Genomic DNA, 18,121 nt, shown 5'->3' on the forward strand with positions numbered 1-18,121 from the left:
GTTTTTGAGGCTGATTTATAGTTCGGTTTGTTATGAAATTGTATATTAAGTACATGGTCAGCCTGCGCTGCAAAATGATGGTGAAGGAAGAGCTGAGCAAACTGGGCTTACAGTATGTGGTGGTCGACCTGGGCACTGTGGAGATATTGGAAGATATAACACCGGAGCAACGCACGCAACTTAAAACCAACCTGCTGCTATCGGGTTTAGAGTTGCTGGATGATAAGAAAAGTATCCTGATCGAAAAGATAAAGAACGTCATCATTGAGATGGTGCATTACTCCGATGAATTCCCGAAAGCCAATTACTCCGATTTTATCAGTGAGAAACTCAACCACGACTATACTTATCTTGCCAATATCTTTTCAGAGGTAAAAGGCATCACCATTCAGCAGTTCATCATCTTCCATAAAATAGAAAGGGTAAAAGAGCTATTGCTGTATAAAGAACTTAACCTAACCGAGATCGCGCACCGCTTACACTATAGCAGCGTGGCCCATTTATCGAACCAGTTCAAGAAAGTGACCGGCCTCTCCCCTTCGTTTTACAAACAATTAAAGCAAAAACGCATGGCTAACCTCGAAAACATGTGATTTATGTAACATACTTTATTTACTATGTAACATAAGGCAGTTTGATTAGCCTCACCTTTGTAACATCAAAAACAGCTGAACTATAGAAAGACCAGCTACTGCGAGTTACGAACACTAAGACAACACCGATTGAATTTAAGATACAAATTACCAGCATCATCGAAAGCCACAACAAACTGCCAGCAGCATATCAAAAAAGACGTCAAGCGCTAAAGCAGCAAATCCTATCATAAGGTTATAGTTCTCCGGCCAGGTTTCTGGTCAACAACTCACACCAAACCATACAAAAGCCAATTACGAAAAGCAATGACCTGTTTCAGTTGAAATAAGGTGCTATAGTTTGTGCTTCAGAAAATTAACCCTAACCAGTTCCGGCAAAGCAAATGCAAACCAGGAACTATAAAAATCACCCCTTATCAGAATTTTAAAAACCATAATATGAAGAGATTATTTACAATCACATTAACCATTCTGTTTGTCAGCTTTTTCACGTTAAATGCAGCTGCCCAGGAAAAACACGGCAGCACATTAAACTTAGGTGTAGGCATTGGCGGCTACGGCGGCTACTATAAATATACTAACAGAACAATGCCTGTTATAAACGTGAACTATGAGTTTGATGTAGCCAAAAGATTTACGCTTGCCCCGTTCATCAGCTTCTCTACTTACTCGAACGATTACAACAATGATAACAACAACTATACGTACCGCGAAACTATCATCCCGATTGGTGTGAAAGGCTCGTATTACTTTGATGATATACTTCAGGCAAACTCTAAGTGGGATTTTTACCTGGCAGGCTCATTGGGTTTTGCAGTTATAAACTCACGTTGGGATGATGGCTACGATGGTGACAAAAACTATTACCGCAAGGGCAACCCGTTATTCCTGGACCTGCATGTTGGTACCGAATACCATTTCAATAACAGAGTTGGTGCGTTCTTAGATCTTTCTACAGGTGTATCAACTATAGGCATCGCAATACATTAATCAACTTTAGCCAAAACAGTGTAATTTGTCCTGTAACTGATTGCTGGTTTAAAACCCGGTTGTTGGTTACAGGATAAATTATTTTACGTTTATACAGGAATCCGCTGCAGCAGGCACACTATAGTTTAAACCATAGTTTATAGTTTGCTGCTTAATGAATTAATGTTACCGCGTATACGTCTTACATATACATCACAGAACCTGTCTTACATGTTATTGTAAGGTCCTGATCTCATTGCTCATCACATCGCACCGGGTTCTTATCACATTGCCAGCAGCAGCGCCGTCCCATACTCCCGGATTTGAGTATGCACTTTACTAAAACTAATGAAATTATATATCAAGTACATGGTCAGCAATCGCTGTAAAACGCTGGTGGAAAACGAGCTTAAAAGTCTTGGGTTGCAGTCAGAATACGTGGTAGTTGACCTGGGCGTGGTGGAGATACACAAAGACATTACCGACATCCAACTCGAGCAGTTAAAGGAAAACCTTAACAAGTCAGGGTTAGAGGTGCTGGATAACAGCAAGACCAAACTCATAGACAAAATAAAGAAACTGATAACAGAGATGATCAATTCGCCGGAAGAACAGCCGAACGTGAATTACTCTGTTTACATCAGCGAGAAACTGGGTTACAACTATAAATACTTAGCCACTATCTTCTCCGAAGTAAAAGGCATTACCATCCAGCAATTCATCATCATCCATAAAATAGAGAAGGCAAAAGAACTGCTGTTTTATGATGAGTTAAGCCTTACCGAAATTGCCCACCGCCTGCACTATAGCAGTGTGGCCCACTTATCGAGCCAGTTTAAAAAAGTAACCGGCCTTTCCCCCTCTTTTTACAAGCACTTAAAAGACAAACGCGCAGGCGTGCTCGAAAACCTGTAAAATATGCAACATACTTGAACAAGTATGTAAAGTATTGCCTCCCCATAACCCCCAACTTTGTCTATTCCATTGTGTGTACACATTATACTCTAGGAATGAACAGACTTATGATGACTATTTAAAGCCTGTAACCGGAATCCTATTAAGGGATGTCCGGACTTATAGGAACAGATAGAATGCTGCTGGTCCTGGTGAATATTTTACAAAGCTCATTAAATACTTCCTGTCATGGTAACACCTCGACCTGAAAGTCCCGAACAATATCTTTATTTCCAAAATCGCTTACCTCAGCCTATGCACCTTCAAAAACTAGAAACCGGAAACGCTTCCTTCGACCATATTGCCCATGGCGGCTTACCACTCGGCCGCACAACACTGGTTGCAGGCAGCTCGGGTAGTGCAAAAACACTTTTTGGCGCGCAATTCCTGGCGATGGGGATTCAACTGTTCGATCAGCCTGGCGTGTTTGTAACCTTCGAAGAACAGGTAGATGATATCCGGAGAAACCTGAAAAGCTTTAACTGGGACATTGACACCTGGGAAAAAGAAGGGAAATGGATATTTGTAGATGCCGCCCCTAAAGAGGAAAACATAATAGCTGTTGGTGATTTTGACCTGAGTGCTTTCAGGATAAGACTGGAAAGAGCTGTGCAAAAGTGCAGAGCACAACGGGTAGTTATAGATTCTATCGGCAGCATTTTTACGCAATTCCACGAAGAGATGCATACCATCCGCCGGGAGCTGATACAGGTAGCACTTACTTTATCACGGCTGGGTGCCACATCAATCATCACGGCCGAACGCCTGGAAGAGTATGGCAAAATTACCCGTTTTGGAGTAGAAGAATTCCTGACAGATAACGTGATCATACTTCGGAATGTGTTGTATAATGAAAAGCGCAGAAGAACAATCGAGATCCTGAAATTCAGGGGAAGCAACCACGAAAAAGGTGAAAATCCCTTTTCTGTAAACGCTGAAAAGGCTATCGTCATCATCCCGTTATCAGCCATGAACCTGAAACATATTACGTCTAATGAGCGGGTAACATCCGGTATACCGGCACTGGACGAAATGATAAATGGCGGTTTTTATAAAGGCTCTATAAACCTTGTTTCAGGGGCAATAGGTGCCGGTAAAACATTACTGGTAGCCAACTTTGTAAAAGGCGTCAGGGCAAATAAAGAGCGCTGCCTGTTAATGGCTTTTGAAGAAAGCAGCGAACAATTATACCGTAACGCAGCCGGCTGGGGCATCGATTTTAAACAACTGGAAGATGAAGGTCTGCTGAAAGTGATCTGTATTTATCCGGAAGTTTCATCCCTGGAAGATCACTTCATTAATATTCAGGAAGTTGTAAAAACCTTTAAACCTCACAGAATCGCGATGGATAGTTTATCTGCCTTATCGCGCACTTCCTCAGACAAAGGGTTCCGGGAGTTTATAATTGCCTTTACAGCATACCTGAAGCACATGGAAATAACAGGCATGTTTACTTCTAACACTCCTTTGCTGGCAGGCGGCACCTCCGATACCGAAGGCAACATTTCTCCTATCACCGATACGATCATACTGCTGCGCTATGTAGAAATGTCAGGGGAAATGCAACGCAGTATAGCGGTACTCAAAATGCGCGGCTCCAAACACGATTCATCTATCCGGAAGTTTACCATAACAGATAACGGAGCAGACATAGGTAAACACTTTGAAGGCATAAGCGGCATACTTACGGGAAACCCGATGCTAATTAAGCTTGAGTAAATAATAAAAAGCAACCATAATTAGCCGGTAATTAACCGGCACTAATAGCCAAATTTTAATCAATGAGCATGCATGTATTTCAGCTCTTTATTAACGGACACAGCCTTAACTCTATTGAGGCTGTGGACACATTACTCAAGATTTGCAGGGAGAATTTAAACGGAAACTATCAGCTTGAAATTATAGACATACAGAAAGACCCTGATAAGGCTGAGGAAGCCGGCATTATAGCGATACCTACCCTTATCAGAATGGAGCCAACACCAGTTAGCCGTATTATAGGAGCTTTAAATGTAAGAAGCCGCGTGTTGGCTGGCTTAGGAATTTCGAGCATACATGTTACAGCATAAATCTACAGGCAATGTTACCGTAGCAGGTAACATCACCTGTAAGTATAGTTAAGCCCCTTAGGTTAAGCTTAAACACAAAGTAATTACTGTTTATAACATCTCACTTTAGTACAGATCAACTATAGGTCTTTCTAATTTACAAAAAGCGTGGTCTAAGTAACACACATTTTAAAGTGCTACAGATCCAGACTCTACTTTTTACACATTTTAAACCTCATTCAGGAGTGGCTTCGGAAGGGTTATTACTTTTATAAAAGAAGCTTTAAAAGAATTGGCACGGTGCAACTTTTCTAACTCACTTTTTATAAGATGAAGAAAAAAATATTGCTGATAGATAATGATTCCACCTACCTCTATATAGTAAAGCAGTTATTGAAAAAGCATGCTATAGTTGGGGAAACCATAACTGCTGAAAATGGCTCTGAAGCATTGGAGCTTTTAAAAACGTATCATGAGAAGGGTGAACTGCCACAAGTCATCATATCAGATATTGAAATGCCGGTAATGTGTGGAATCACCTTTTTAAAGGAACTGGAAAATTTAAAACTGGTAGATCATACTTTTACTAAAATAGTGCTTAACAGCATCTACACTAAGTACGCTACAATGAAGTGGTCAATAGCTAATCACACGATCGCTTACTACCCAAAACCATTATTACACGAGCACATTCTCACCATCCTCAGTGATTAACAAAAGGAGATTCAGACTATAGCCTGATACTGGAAAAGTAGTCGGTTTACTTTCGGAGGAACACAGTTAAACCAAACATATTATAGTTTAATACAGGCTTTCTATAGTTCGCAAAAACGACTTAAGAGGCTCAACAACCGCTATGACACTGTTTATTAAATACATGGTTAGCCTACGCTGCAAAATGCTTGTGAAGGCAGAATTATTCAATCTCGGCCTGCAATATGTGGTAGTTGACCTGGGCACTGTGGAAATAGTGGGTACTATTACACCGGAACAGCGCATACAACTAAAAGAGAATCTGCTGGTATCTGGCTTAGAGTTGCTGGATGACAGGAAAAGCATCCTGGTCGAGAAGATAAAGAACGTCATTATCGAGATGGTGCATTACTCCGATGAATCCCCGAAATCGAATTACTCTGATTATATCAGCGACAAACTCAACTACGACTATACCTACCTGGCGAATATCTTCTCAGAAGTGAATGGGATCACCATTCAGCAATTCATCATTTCGCACAAAATAGAAAGGGTAAAAGAGTTGCTGCTCTATAAAGAACTTAATCTGACCGAGATCGCGCACCGCTTACACTATAGTAGCGTGGCCCATTTATCAAACCAATTCAAGAAAGTGACCGGCCTCTCTCCCACGGTTTACAAGAAACTACAGCATAAAAGATCAGATAATCTGGAAAACGTGTGATTTATGTAACATACTTTATTTACTATGTAACATAACCCCATCTGATTTGCACCACCTTTGTAATATTAAATACTGCCGTGCTTTATAAAGATGCACGCACCCGCCAGTAACGGAAAAATTTATCAAAAACAGATTGAATTTAAGAACACTAGTGACTACCCTTGCGCTTGCATCGGTTGTTGTAATTGCCGGATGTAAAGAAGATACATTCATAGAAAATTTTGGGGTTTGCCCCGTTGTTTTAAGTACCACTCCTGAAGACGGAGCTACCTCCGTTCCTCTCACCTCTCACGTTACCGTTACCTTTAATGAGGAAATGAATCCTGAGACCATCACTCAAACATCTTTTACCTTAACAGGACCGGAAAAAGTAACAGGCGAAATAACCTACGATACAGAAACCAACACCCTAACCTTTGTACCTGAAAACCAACTAAATTATGCTACTACTTATACAGGCCGAGTTGCTACATCTGTTAAAGATGTGCTGGGTAACGCGCTACAAACAGATTATCTCTGGACGTTTACAACCGTTGCAGCTTCAGTACCAGCAGTAGTTTTAACAAACCCACTTAACCTGGCGACTGGTGTACCCCGTAATCAAGTGATCAGTGCCGGTTTCAGTGAAGCAATGAATGCCTCAACGATCACAGCCACTTCGTTTACCTTGAAAAACGGTACAACAACTATAGATGGCATTATCAGCTACACTGGTACTACAGCTAAATTCACACCTGAAAATAACCTGGCTGCCAACACTACTTACACAGCAACTATAACTACTGATGCCAAGAGCACAAACAATGTTCCTCTAGCTGCTAACTATACCTGGACTTTCACAACAGGAGCTGATAACACACAACCTGGTTCTCCAGCAATGGGCGTTGACCTTAAATCGGTTGGTCGTTTCGGTATCTTTGCTGGTGTAGGCATCAGCAACAATGCAGGCTTCAGTGAGATCAGAAACTTAGATGTAGGTATAACACCTGGTGTTCGCTCGTCAGTAACCGGTTTCCCGCCAGCTATAGTGGTGAACGGCGCTATTTACGCATCTGATGATATTGCACCTCCGGGAACTGCAGCTATGTTGTTACAGGCTAAGCAAGACCTCTTAGAAGCGTATCTGTTTGCTGAAGGAGCATCTTCTCCGGCACCAGCTACAGTAGCCGGCGACCAGGGTGGTAAAACACTTGCACCGGGTATCTATAAATCAACTTCAACATTACTAGTACAGGCCGGTGATTTAACACTGGATGCACAAGGCGACCCGAATGCAGTATGGATCTTCCAGATAGCGTCAGACTTTACCACAATTGGTGGCGCAGGCGGTAACATTATACTTACAGGCGGCGCACAGGCTAAAAATATCTTCTGGCAAACAGGCAGCTCTGCAACTATAGGCGATGGTACTTCCTTTAAAGGAACTATACTTGCCCTGACCTCAATCACTATGAACTCAGGAGCAACAGCCGTAGGTAGAATGCTTGCCAGAAATGGCTCGGTAGTAATGACCAACACAAACATCATCGAGAAGCCTTAATCAACACGAACATGACAATCAAAAATAACAATACCGGATCGCGCCAAGCGTGGTCTGCCTCTAAGCTTGCGCTCAAAACTATAGTTCTAAGCACTATTATCTTTACAGGAATACAGGCTCCGGCCCAGGCTCAGGATGCTCCGTTCACGAAACCATCTTGGTGGTTTGGTGCAGCAGCTGGTGCTAACTTCAACTTCTACAACGGTTCTACTCATAAGTTAAACTCGCAGCTTACGCCACCGGTAACTTTTCATGAAGGAAATGGTGTAGGTCTTTTTGCAGCGCCGCTTATAGAGTATCGTCGCCCGGAATCGAGATGGGGACTGATGCTGCAGACTGGTTACGATAGCCGAAGAGGTGAATTTGACCAGCAAATTACACCTTGCGACTGCCCTGCAGACCTAAGCACTAAACTGAGTTACATTACGGTTGAGCCAAGCCTGCGCTTCTCTCCTTTTAAAGCCTCAGGTTTTTATCTGATGGGTGGCCCAAGGTTAGCCTTTAATGTAAAGAAAGAATTCAGATACGAGCAGGGTACCAACCCGGCTTACCCGGATCAGGAAAAGAATCCTGTTGTAAAAGGTGATCTGAGCGATGTGAAAGAGAGACTTCTTTCGATGCAGGTGGGTGCCGGTTACGACATTCCGCTTAATTCGCAGAACAACCGCACACAGCTTGTACTTACCCCTTTTGTAACGTACCAGCCATACTTTGGCCAGTCGCCGCGTAGCATCGAAACCATGACGGTAAATACGTTACGTGTTGGTGCAGCCCTTAAATTAGGACGTGGAAAGCCAAACGCAACTATAGCTACCAACGATGTAACTTTCTCTGTTAACTCGCCTACCAACATTACGGCAGACCGCAGAGTAAGAGAGACCTTCCCGCTTCGTAACTATGTATTCTTTAACCAGGGTTCTACAGCCATTCCGGATCGTTATGTGCTGCTTAATAAAGACCAGGTAAAAGACTTTAAAGAAGATCAGCTGGAGGTGTTCACACCTAAAACATTAGCTGGCCGTTCTGATCGTGAAATGACAGTATACTATAATGTACTGAACATTTTAGGTGACCGTTTGGGCAAAAATCCATCAGCAACTATAACACTGGTAGGTTCATCAGAGAATGGTCCGCAGGAAGGTAAAGTACTTGCTGAAACTGTAAAGAGTTACCTTGTAAATACCTTTGGTATAAATGCTTCGCGCATCGCTATAGAAGGACGTAACAAACCAAAACTGCCTTCGGAACAACCGGGTGGTACCAAAGAACTGGAACTGCTTCGTGAAGGCGACCGTCGTGTGTCTATCGAAAGTAATGCACCGGCATTGTTAATGGAATTCCAGAGTGGCCCTGAAGCTGCTTTGAAACCGGTAGTGATATCAGCCATACAGGAAGCTCCGCTTGATAGTTATGTAACATTTACTGCAGCTGGCTCTGATAAGGCATATACTTCATGGTCAATGAACATGACAGATGAAAAAGGTATCGTTCAGAACTTCGGACCATTTACGCAGGAAACTGTAAGCATCCCAGGCAAATCTATCTTAGGTACACGCCCTAAAGGCACTTACCTGGTAACCATGCTGGGCACCAAAGAAGATGGTAACATCGAGAAGAAAGAAGCTACTGTGAACATGGTACTTTGGACTCCTGCGAAAGACGAAGAAGGCCAGCGTTATAGTGTATTGTATGAGTTCAACGACTCTAAAGCGATAACCACTTACGAAAAATACCTGACCGAAATTGTGACTCCTAAAATTCCTAAGAATGGTAAGGTGATCATACACGGTTACACTGACATTATCGGTGACGATACCAACAACAAGAACCTGTCGCTGGCTCGTGCTAACGATGTTAAAAGGATCATCGAGAACAGCCTGGCGAAAGCAGGTAGAAAAGATGTGACCTTTGAAGTGCACGGATTTGGCGAAGACCAGAAACTGGCACCATTCAACAACAAATATCCCGAAGAGCGCTTTTATAACCGTACGGTTATCATCGACATCATCCCCGGGAAATAAGACTCCGTTTATTCAAATGTTAAAAAGCTGCCTGTTGTTACAGGCAGCTTTTTTGTTTTGGTATAGTTCTATAGTTTCTGGTCCTGTTAGTCGGCAAGCTCGATCCAGACCGGTGCATGGTCACTGGTTTTTTCCCAGCCGCGTACGTTGCGGTCCACTCCTGCTGCAACCAGTTTCTTATCGAGTTGCGGGCTCAACAGGAAATGGTCGATGCGTAAGCCTGCATTTCTCCCGAACCCGTTTCTGAAATAATCCCAGTAGGTATAGATCGTCTCGTCGGGGTATAGTTTGCGAACGGCATCTGTCCACCCCTGCGAGAGCAACTTCTCAAAAGCGGATCGCGACTCTGGTCTAAACAAGGCATCATTTACCCAGCGCTCCGGTTTGTATGCATCCAGTTCTGTGGGAATTACATTATAGTCCCCGGTAAGCACAACAGGCTCGTTTGCAGTCAGCAGATCTGCCGCATGGGCAGTAAAACGATCAAACCAGTTAAGTTTATAGTCAAACTTTGGCCCCGGTGCCGGGTTGCCGTTGGGCAGGTATAAGCAGCCTACCCGTATCCCTTTTATCTTCGCTTCGATGTAGCGACTGTGTTCATCTTCCGGGTCACCCGGGAGACCGCGCTTTGTTTCTTCAGGTTGCGTGTCACGGGCCAAAATCGCGACGCCATTCCAGCTCTTCTGCCCATGCCAGATCGCCTGGTAACCGGCATCAACTATAGCCTGAAGCGGAAATTTTTCCTGGGGTGTTTTTAATTCCTGGAGGCAAACTACATCGGGCGCTGTTTCCTTCAGCCAGCGGAGCAATACTGGCAGTCGGGCGTTAATGCCGTTCACATTATAGGTAGCTATTTTCATATCAGGTATGGTAATATGCAACTATACAGTTATTAAAATTTAAAAAATCCTTACCAATACTAACCTGTTACGTAAGGGCAATAAAATGTACTTAAAACAAAGCCCAGCGCTTTGAAATCTTATAACCTTACCCCTATTAAGATGATTAAAAATTTACTACTACTAGTACTATTGTTTTCAAATGCTACCCTACTACTTGCCCAGACTGAAGTTGAAGCAGAAGCCGACACGACCTGGCGCAGAACCTTTTCTGCAGGCATAAACTTAAACCAGGCTGCCTTCAGCGACAACTGGAAAGCTGGTGGTATCAGCTCCGTGGCTTTTAACACTCACCTGGATACCCGTGCTGACTATAAAAGTGGCAAAATATCGTGGGACAACGCGTTGCAAATGCAATATGGCCTGCTTAAAAACAAAGGCGAAGAACAGCGTAAAAGCATCGACCGCCTTTACCTCGACTCAAAGTATGGCTATGCTATTTCGTCTGACTGGAATGTGTTCGTTTCGGGCAATTTTCTGTCTCAGTTTGCAAAGGGTTACGAGTATGATGTGGATACTGATGGAACAGACCGCCTGATATCCAATTTCCTATCACCCGGGTTTCTTACTTTTGCGTTAGGTGCAGAGTATAAGCCTAACCCCCATTTCTCGGTGCGCCTGAGCCCGTTTGCTCCGCGCTTTACTTTTTTGGTGGATGATGCCGTAGCCGAAAACGAACGCTATGGTGTGCCGGAAGGTAAAAGTGTAAGAATGGAATGGCTGGCAGCCATGATACAAGCCAGCTATACCCGCGACATCATGACGAATGTGAATCTCAGGCTAAATTACCTGTCCTACATTAACTATAAAGAACTATCAGGTAAGAAGATAGACCACCTGTTTAATGCAGTTCTTTCCGCAAAAGTTAACCGCTACATCAATGTAAACCTGATGGGCAACTTAATCTACGACTATGACCAGGATCCCGGTGTGCAATACAATCAATCGCTGGGCCTGGGGATACTGTATACCATGCAGGGCTTTACGGTACAATAGCGATATTTCAACTAAGTCTGCTGTATTTACCGGCATTATAACATGTTCATTCAGTTGTCATTAGATAACACTGTCAAGGCAACAGGCTATAGTTACAACTCTCATTCAGACCATTACAAACTAATTTTAACTTACAGGCAGTCAGACTATAGCATCATTTATAGCGTCACCTTTGCTTTTCTTAAAACTAATCGAGTTTACTTAAACTACATCAGTTTTAATGGCATCTATATTCAATTATTCTATATATTTACAACCAACATCAACTATACTTAAGACATGTATACAGGTTTACAACACCTACACTCTTTTATGAGTTACCTTGTGCTGCTAGGTTTGCTAGTAAGCGTTATAGCTGCCCTTGCTGGATGGCTGGGTAACAAAGAATTTACAGATAAAAACAGGAAAACAGGTTTACTTGGTTTAATACCGGTGCATTTGCAATGGGTGTTTGGTCTAATCCTGTATTTTGTATCGCCGCTGGGTATGCAAAACTTTTCGGGCGATAATATGGGCGACTCAACAGCCAGACTTTATATGCTGGAACACCCACTTACCATGATCATTGCAGTAGTGCTGATCACGATCGGTTACTCGCGTGCCAAACGCCAGATTGGTGCCGGAAATAAAGGTTTTAAGAGCATCGCTATTTTCTATGGTATCGGTCTGCTCCTTATCCTTATCCGTATTCCGTGGGGTGCATGGCCGGGCAACTAAGCTAACCCAACAATAAACGCAGAACAGCCGCTTTGCCCGTAACAGGTAAAGCGGCTGTTCTTATTTTTATTCTATTTTATTGGGTTGTCGCTCAGTCAGGCTATAGTTCAGCTCTGGAAGTAAACCTTAAACTCGGACCCTTTTCCTTTTTCGGAAGTCAGGGTTATTTTGCCACCTGCATTCTCTACAATGCGTTTTACGATATAAAGGCCTATGCCGGACCCGTCAACATGGTCGTGAAAGCGTTTGAACATAGTGTACAGTTTCTCCTGGTCATCAGGGCTCATACCCAACCCGTTGTCTTTTACCGATAACACTACCCATTCTCCTTCTTTATAAGTACTGACGTTGATCTGGCAGTTGTTGGTTTGCGAACGGTATTTTATGGCATTGCTGAGCAGGTTATAAAGAATACTTCGGAAGTTCTTGCGCGAAAAATTCAGCACGTTAACCTGGAAATTGCTTTGCACCTGACAAGGAAAAGTGTTCACCTCGAACAGAAATTTCAGATCATCAAGTATGTCATCGAATACCTGTTGAACACTAACCTGCTCCAGGTTGCTTTCATCTTCTATTGTGCGTTGCAGCCTGCTGATGGTGGTCAAATCTTCAATCGTTAATTTAAAACGGTCCACTGATTTCCTGAAAAAATCGACCAGTTCCAGCAACTCGGGGTCTTCAATCTTCTTATCTTCGAACAGGTGTACCAGGCGGTGTACCAGGCCGTCAATGTTCAGGATGGGTGCTTTCAGATCGTGGGAGGCAGTATAAATAAAGTTGTCCAGGTCGCGGTTGGTAACTACAAGCTCGTCGTGTTTACGGGTCAGGTTTTCTTCTGCGCGCCGCTTATCAGTCAGATCGCGGGTTACCTTTGTCAGGCCTATAAGCTCTTTCTCGTCGTTATAGATAGGCGTAAGCGTAATACTGGCCCAAAACAGCGAGCCGTCTTTTTTCAGACGCCAGCCCTCAGTCTGATATTGCTCGTGTGTCTTCGCCTGTTCAAGCTCTTCTTCAGGTTTATGATTTGCTCTGTCTTCTTCGGTAAAGAGCATGCCGTAAAACTTCCCGATCACATCTTCTTCCTTGTAGCCCTTCATACGTTCAGCGCCTTCGTTCCAGGTCGCGATAATGCCGTTAGGGTCCATAGCGAAAATGGCGTACTCTTTAACCTGCTCTATAAAAGTGGAGGTGATACTCTCGTTAAAATGTTGTGTCTTCATGCGGTAACTATAGTTGGTAACTCCCAAGGATCAGGCTCTGAACCTAAACTCAAAAGTTAACCTAAAGCCAATTAACGTTAAGTAACTGCAGAAGTTAATGAAATGAAGCACCTTTTGAGAAGAGTTAGGACAAAACTATAGTTGTAGCCTGTTTCAAGGTTAGTTTGTTTGGTGCGGAGTGCAAATTAGTGCCACTATCCACTATCTGGTTCTCCTGTTTCTGATTTGAAATCTGCGGGTCTGTTATAAACGTGCCCCAGAATAAAGCAAATTACAGATCCACAAGTAACCAGCATTCGGATAGCAAATCAGAAACAGCGAAAAGTTTGTCTATATGAACTATAAAACTAAAACAGGGACCCGGTATGCCGGGCCCCTGTTTTAGTTTAAATGATGCCGGCTGTTTAGTTTCCGAGTTCAGGTAGAATGACTCTATCGATCACATGCACTACACCATTTGTGGCCTGCACATTCAATAACGAAGGAACCAAGTTAGCTTCTCTTCCATTCGCATCCGTTATTGTCAGGTTGCTTGTGTTTACATAAAATGTATCTTCGTTGGCAGCAGTTACATCACCAGTGCTTAAATCAGACGAGTAAATTCTGCCGGGCACCACATGGTAAAGCAGAATATCTCTGAGTGTTTCGTCTGGCACTGCATCCAGGTTAGGGAAACCAAGCTCGTTCAATAAGGCTACAAAGGCATCGTTGGTAGGCGCAAATACAGTAAATGGCCCATCATTGGCCAGGGTATTTACCAGGTTCGCTTTCTGAACGGCGGCTACCAGTATGGTAAACTCCGGGTTAAAGCTCAACGCAAGTTCTACCAGGTTTAAAGTTGGTGGCATCAACACTTCATCAATTACATGGATCACACCATTAAGGGCGCGCTTATCTGCCAGAATCACATCGGCACCGTTTACCTGCACACCACCGTTCAGGGTTACTTCCACCGCCGCTCCATTCAGTGTAGGTACAAATCCGGCAGAAAGGTCACTGGCGTATAGTTCGCCTTGCACTGCGTGGTAAAGCAGGATCTGTTCCAGGTTTGGTACATTGCCGATGTTATTCGGGTACAGCCCCAATGCGGCAAAGGCCTCATCGGAAGGAGCAAAAAGTGTCAGTTCTTCTTTTGCTACAGTAGATGTAAGACCGGTTTTGGCCAGGGCTACCAGGAGCGTGTTAAAGGTTGGCTTGCGCTCTTTTGCAGAAGAATTTCCAGGCGCACTCCAGTTGTTATTTTTCAGCGCGGCCGTTATATTGTCGCTAACAAGTGCGCGACTGTCTGGCTGTACATCATCCTGGGTATCGCAACTGGCTGCGACAAAAAGCAGCGCGAACATAAATGCCAAAGGAGCTGACTTCAGCTTGAGATAAGAGGAGAAAATAATCTTTTTCATAATTTGATATTTTGGAGGTTAATGATATTTTCCCCAACACATCAAAAAATCAAATGTTTATATAATCCTAAAATATTTTTTTTATTTACAATTTTAACCCCTATCTCACAACCTTTTACAAACACACCTGTTTTACAGCGCTCCAGCAATAATCACAAACCCGAGCCTGTAATGCATTTTAACATTCTGGTTTTTTATATCTATAGTTGTATAGTTGCAACGGGCCAGCAGGCAGCCATAAGTTACACAAATGTAAAACTCAGATTATGGGTGTGATATGTAATAGGGACAGATGGCGAACTTATACCGTTAATTTAAGGGGCTTTAATTTCTATACTGTCATTTCGAACTTAGTGAGAAATCTATCCCGGATGTATGCAAGAGTAGAAGCTGTTTAGGGTATTATCTGCTATAGTTTATGCCCTTGCTACGTGTTGTCACCAGCAAGGGTAAAAGCCAGGTAATTGAATTGTTGGTGAAAACACCAACAATGGCTCGTTTTCTACTTGAGAAACTAAAAAATTTAAACAAGTTCGTATTCTAAATAGATCTCTCACAGCTACGCTAGCTCTCATGGACTAGAGTTTCAATAATGCTCGGAATTACAAATTCGGCTTAAGTTGATGGCGCAGGATCAACTATAGTCCCGACAAATCTTAGAAACCTGCTGCTGCGTCATCACCACGTGGGTCGGCGCCTGCTTCCAGTTTTCCGTTTGGCAATACACGTATGGCATCTACGCGCCCGTATGGTTTGCGCTGCTCCAGTTTGTAGCCCTTACTTTCTAATACCGATCTCACGGCTGGACTAATTGCATTGGGCTCATGCTGTATTACATCCGGTAACCACTGATGATGAAAACGTGGTGCTCCTACTGCCTGCTGCATGGTCATGTTATGCTCCACCACATTCAGGATAGCCTGGAAAACCGACGTAATAATGGTTGAGCCGCCAGGCGTACCTACCACCATAAATAATTTCCCATCCTTTTCGAGTATAGTTGGCGTCATGGAGCTTAACATGCGCTTGCCGGGCGCAATGGCATTTGCTTCCCCTCCTACCAGACCGAACATATTAGGCACGCCCGGCTTCACACTAAAATCATCCATCTCGTTGTTAAGCAAGAAGCCCGCTCCATTTACCAGCACTTTAGAGCCATAAGCGCCATTTAAGGTTGTAGTGGTCGAAACTGCATTACCCGCCGGATCAATAATACTGAAATGGGTTGTCTGGTCAGATTCTGTAAACGGTAATTTTCCGGCCTTCATTTCCGAAGAAGGAGTTGCTTTATCCATACTGAAAGTACTGAGTCTTTCCTTCAGGTAGGTTTTATCCAGCAATGCCTGTACAGGTATTTTCACAAAATCAGGGTCACCGAGGTAGGTTGCACGGTCAGCATATACACGTCGCTCAGCTTCGGTTATGAGTTGTATTGCTTCTGCGCTTTGCCATTTATAGTTGCTTAAGTTATGTGGTTCAACCATAGTCAGTAATTGAAGGAGCGCAATACCCCCGCTCGATGGCGGCGCCATCGAAATGACTTTATAGCCTTTATAGCTACCTTCCAGAGGTTTCCGCCATACCGAACTATAGTTAGCCAGGTCTTCCTTCGTGATCATCCCATTGCCCTGCTGCATTTCCAGCACAAGCAGCTCGGCTGTTTTGCCGGCGTAAAAACCCTCACGCCCTTTATCCCTAATGCGTTCCAGGGTAAGTGCCAGGTCCTTATGGAAAATCGTATCTCCGGCCTGCCATTTTTGTTTTTGTGTAAGGTAAGGTGTATGCTTGTTGATCTCTATAAATGCCTGTCGTGTACTGTTCAGGCCATCGGCTTCTTTTTGGGTTAGTACAACGCCATTACGTGCCAGGTCTATGGCTGGCTGTACTACTTCGGCCCACGGAAGCACACCCAGTTTCTGATGCAGTTTCACCATGCCATCTACAGTACCTGGTATACCAACTGCTAAATGGCCGTTCGTGCTCAGGCCTTCAATTACGTTGGCAGCGCTATCCTGGTACATGGTAGCAAAGGCTGTTGCAGGAGCGGTCTCGCGATAATCCAAGGTGCCGGTTTCGCCGTCAGCTGACCGATACACTGTAAATCCTCCTCCACCAATGTTGCCGGCAACCGGAAAAACCACCGCCAGGGCAAACTGTGTGGCAACGGTTGCATCAAAGGCATTCCCTCCTTTTCGCATTATCTCCAACCCAACCCTGGAGGCTTCCGGATGCGCAGAAACGACCATTGCCTTATCAGCAAGTATGCCATGGTTCCGGGATTGGTCTGTAGTATTAACCGGCCTTACACAGCCACTGAAAACTATACTAAAGGATGTGATGACCAGCAGGGCACGGGACCTTGCTTTTTTAAGTAATGCGCTACTCATGGGCAATAAGGGGTAGGTGGAAGTAATCAAGACACAGATTACAGAAAATATAGTTTACAAGCAAAAGTACACTTCCTAAACTATAGGATAAACTTGGAGCAAAGTAGTAAAACGAGTTACAGCAACTATAAAAATAGAATGTTTCTGCAGCATTTGCAGGACTGTCCCCTTGAGGGCAGGGTCGTTTCATTCTAATATTTGCCCTCGCTCGCCTCTGGCGAGTGTGAGTTACCTGCGGACTCTGGCCGCTTAAAACTGTGCCTGAGGCACAAGTGGCGGGACGCCACTAAATAGCTCACACTCGCCAGAGGCGAGCGAGGGCGTTATTTTATATGATTTTAGTAGAATGAAACGACCATACCCTTGAGGGGACTATTGGGGTGTTAAAGCGCCAATCATAGAACTAAAGGCAAACTATAGCAAAGGCAGAAAACTCCCCGCCTTGGATAAGGAGGAGTTGGGGGTGGTTGGATAACGCAAACTATAGAACTATAACTTTAGCCTTTGCCATGCCTGTCCCTGCCGGGCCAGTTGAGTCGGGAGACTCAACGCCATCAAAAGTCACGAGTCTGGAGACTCGCGCCAGCATGAATGTATAAATTATAGTTACTCCCTCTCCTATTTTTTAGGAAATGGCTGGTATGAGGTCCCCCGTTATTTAGAAAGCTCTTCGATAATCCTACGCTTCATACCTCGCTCTATTTCACGCTCCACGTTTATTGTATCGGCCGCTCCTATTTTGGTTGCCAGCGAGTCGATGCCGGTGTGTCGCTCCAGTTCCTTGTTTGCAGCATTGTGCAGCGAGTCGATGGCCATGCTGGCACCTGACTCCACTACATTGTAAAGCGTATCCTGCAGGTTATTGTCAGAGGAGCATGCTGTGGCGCTCAGGGCTATAGTTACTACAAAAAGTAATTTCTTCATTTCTGTAAGGTAATTGTCAGTGCTAAGTTACCGCTA

16 protein-coding genes are annotated in these 18,121 nt (G+C 43.9%); 11 read left to right on the forward strand and 5 right to left on the reverse strand.

The annotated features are described in order from the left end of the window. Nucleotides 1-32: 32 nt before the first annotated feature. The 9 genes from ABS362_RS03675 to ABS362_RS03715 all read left to right on the forward strand — a co-directional run bounded on the left by ABS362_RS03675 (nucleotide 33) and on the right by ABS362_RS03715 (nucleotide 9,542). Nucleotides 33-593 (forward strand): helix-turn-helix domain-containing protein, encoded by a 561-nt coding sequence (locus tag ABS362_RS03675; protein ID WP_350410944.1) that lies wholly within the window; start codon nucleotides 33-35, stop codon nucleotides 591-593. Nucleotides 594-1,031: 438 nt separating this feature from the next. Then, entirely contained in the window at nucleotides 1,032-1,583 is a 552-nt protein-coding gene (locus ABS362_RS03680; RefSeq protein ID WP_350410945.1) for an outer membrane beta-barrel protein, read from the forward strand. A 327-nt stretch (nucleotides 1,584-1,910) separates the two neighbouring features. Further along, on the forward strand, nucleotides 1,911-2,477 hold the full coding sequence (locus ABS362_RS03685; protein ID WP_350410946.1) for a helix-turn-helix domain-containing protein: 567 nt from the start codon (nucleotides 1,911-1,913) through the stop codon (nucleotides 2,475-2,477). Nucleotides 2,478-2,771: 294 nt separating this feature from the next. Further along, nucleotides 2,772-4,235 carry a circadian clock protein KaiC gene (gene kaiC / locus ABS362_RS03690; protein WP_350410947.1) on the forward strand — a complete coding sequence of 488 codons (1,464 nt, stop codon included), beginning with the start codon at nucleotides 2,772-2,774 and terminating at the stop codon, nucleotides 4,233-4,235. Between the two features lie 68 nt (nucleotides 4,236-4,303). Continuing rightward, nucleotides 4,304-4,585 carry a circadian clock KaiB family protein gene (locus tag ABS362_RS03695; RefSeq protein WP_350410948.1) on the forward strand — a complete coding sequence of 94 codons (282 nt, stop codon included), beginning with the start codon at nucleotides 4,304-4,306 and terminating at the stop codon, nucleotides 4,583-4,585. 309 nt (nucleotides 4,586-4,894) lie between these two features. Further along, the gene (locus tag ABS362_RS03700) at nucleotides 4,895-5,278 is read left to right on the forward strand and encodes a response regulator (RefSeq protein WP_350410950.1); all 384 of its coding nucleotides are present in this window, start codon (nucleotides 4,895-4,897) and stop codon (nucleotides 5,276-5,278) included. Nucleotides 5,279-5,420: 142 nt separating this feature from the next. After that, the gene (locus ABS362_RS03705; RefSeq protein WP_350410951.1) at nucleotides 5,421-5,981 is read left to right on the forward strand and encodes a helix-turn-helix domain-containing protein; all 561 of its coding nucleotides are present in this window, start codon (nucleotides 5,421-5,423) and stop codon (nucleotides 5,979-5,981) included. 151 nt (nucleotides 5,982-6,132) lie between these two features. Then, entirely contained in the window at nucleotides 6,133-7,521 is a 1,389-nt protein-coding gene (locus ABS362_RS03710; protein ID WP_350410952.1) for an ice-binding family protein, read from the forward strand. An 11-nt stretch (nucleotides 7,522-7,532) separates the two neighbouring features. After that, the gene (locus ABS362_RS03715) at nucleotides 7,533-9,542 is read left to right on the forward strand and encodes an outer membrane beta-barrel protein (RefSeq protein ID WP_350410953.1); all 2,010 of its coding nucleotides are present in this window, start codon (nucleotides 7,533-7,535) and stop codon (nucleotides 9,540-9,542) included. A gap of 86 nt (nucleotides 9,543-9,628) precedes the next feature. Here ABS362_RS03715 and xth read toward each other — a convergent pair whose 3' ends face one another. After that, nucleotides 9,629-10,402, reverse strand: a complete 774-nt coding sequence (xth, locus tag ABS362_RS03720; RefSeq protein ID WP_350410954.1) for an exodeoxyribonuclease III — start codon at nucleotides 10,400-10,402, stop codon at nucleotides 9,629-9,631. Nucleotides 10,403-10,543: 141 nt separating this feature from the next. Between xth and ABS362_RS03725 the strand changes: the two genes are divergently transcribed. Both ABS362_RS03725 and ABS362_RS03730 read left to right on the forward strand, forming a co-directional pair. After that, nucleotides 10,544-11,437, forward strand: coding sequence for a DUF3078 domain-containing protein (locus ABS362_RS03725; RefSeq protein WP_350410955.1), 894 nt, complete (start codon nucleotides 10,544-10,546; stop codon nucleotides 11,435-11,437). 312 nt (nucleotides 11,438-11,749) lie between these two features. Continuing rightward, complete coding sequence (locus ABS362_RS03730; protein ID WP_350410956.1) at nucleotides 11,750-12,154, forward strand: hypothetical protein; 405 nt, start codon at nucleotides 11,750-11,752, stop codon at nucleotides 12,152-12,154. A gap of 107 nt (nucleotides 12,155-12,261) precedes the next feature. On the opposite strand, the gene ABS362_RS03735 is transcribed toward ABS362_RS03730, so the two are convergent. The 4 genes from ABS362_RS03735 to ABS362_RS03750 form a co-directional block, all read right to left on the reverse strand. Beyond that, the gene (locus ABS362_RS03735; RefSeq protein ID WP_350410957.1) at nucleotides 12,262-13,374 is read right to left on the reverse strand and encodes an ATP-binding protein; all 1,113 of its coding nucleotides are present in this window, start codon (nucleotides 13,372-13,374) and stop codon (nucleotides 12,262-12,264) included. A gap of 404 nt (nucleotides 13,375-13,778) precedes the next feature. Beyond that, entirely contained in the window at nucleotides 13,779-14,774 is a 996-nt protein-coding gene (locus tag ABS362_RS03740) for a fasciclin domain-containing protein (RefSeq protein ID WP_350410958.1), read from the reverse strand. Nucleotides 14,775-15,430: 656 nt separating this feature from the next. After that, nucleotides 15,431-17,161 carry a gamma-glutamyltransferase gene (gene ggt / locus ABS362_RS03745; protein ID WP_434086513.1) on the reverse strand — a complete coding sequence of 577 codons (1,731 nt, stop codon included), beginning with the start codon at nucleotides 17,159-17,161 and terminating at the stop codon, nucleotides 15,431-15,433. A 654-nt stretch (nucleotides 17,162-17,815) separates the two neighbouring features. After that, nucleotides 17,816-18,085 (reverse strand): hypothetical protein, encoded by a 270-nt coding sequence (locus ABS362_RS03750; protein ID WP_350410959.1) that lies wholly within the window; start codon nucleotides 18,083-18,085, stop codon nucleotides 17,816-17,818. Nucleotides 18,086-18,121 lie beyond the last annotated feature (36 nt).

Origin of the sequence: Pontibacter populi (assembly GCF_040278685.1) — a bacterium.
In the GTDB taxonomy this organism is placed as follows: domain Bacteria; phylum Bacteroidota; class Bacteroidia; order Cytophagales; family Hymenobacteraceae; genus Pontibacter; species Pontibacter populi.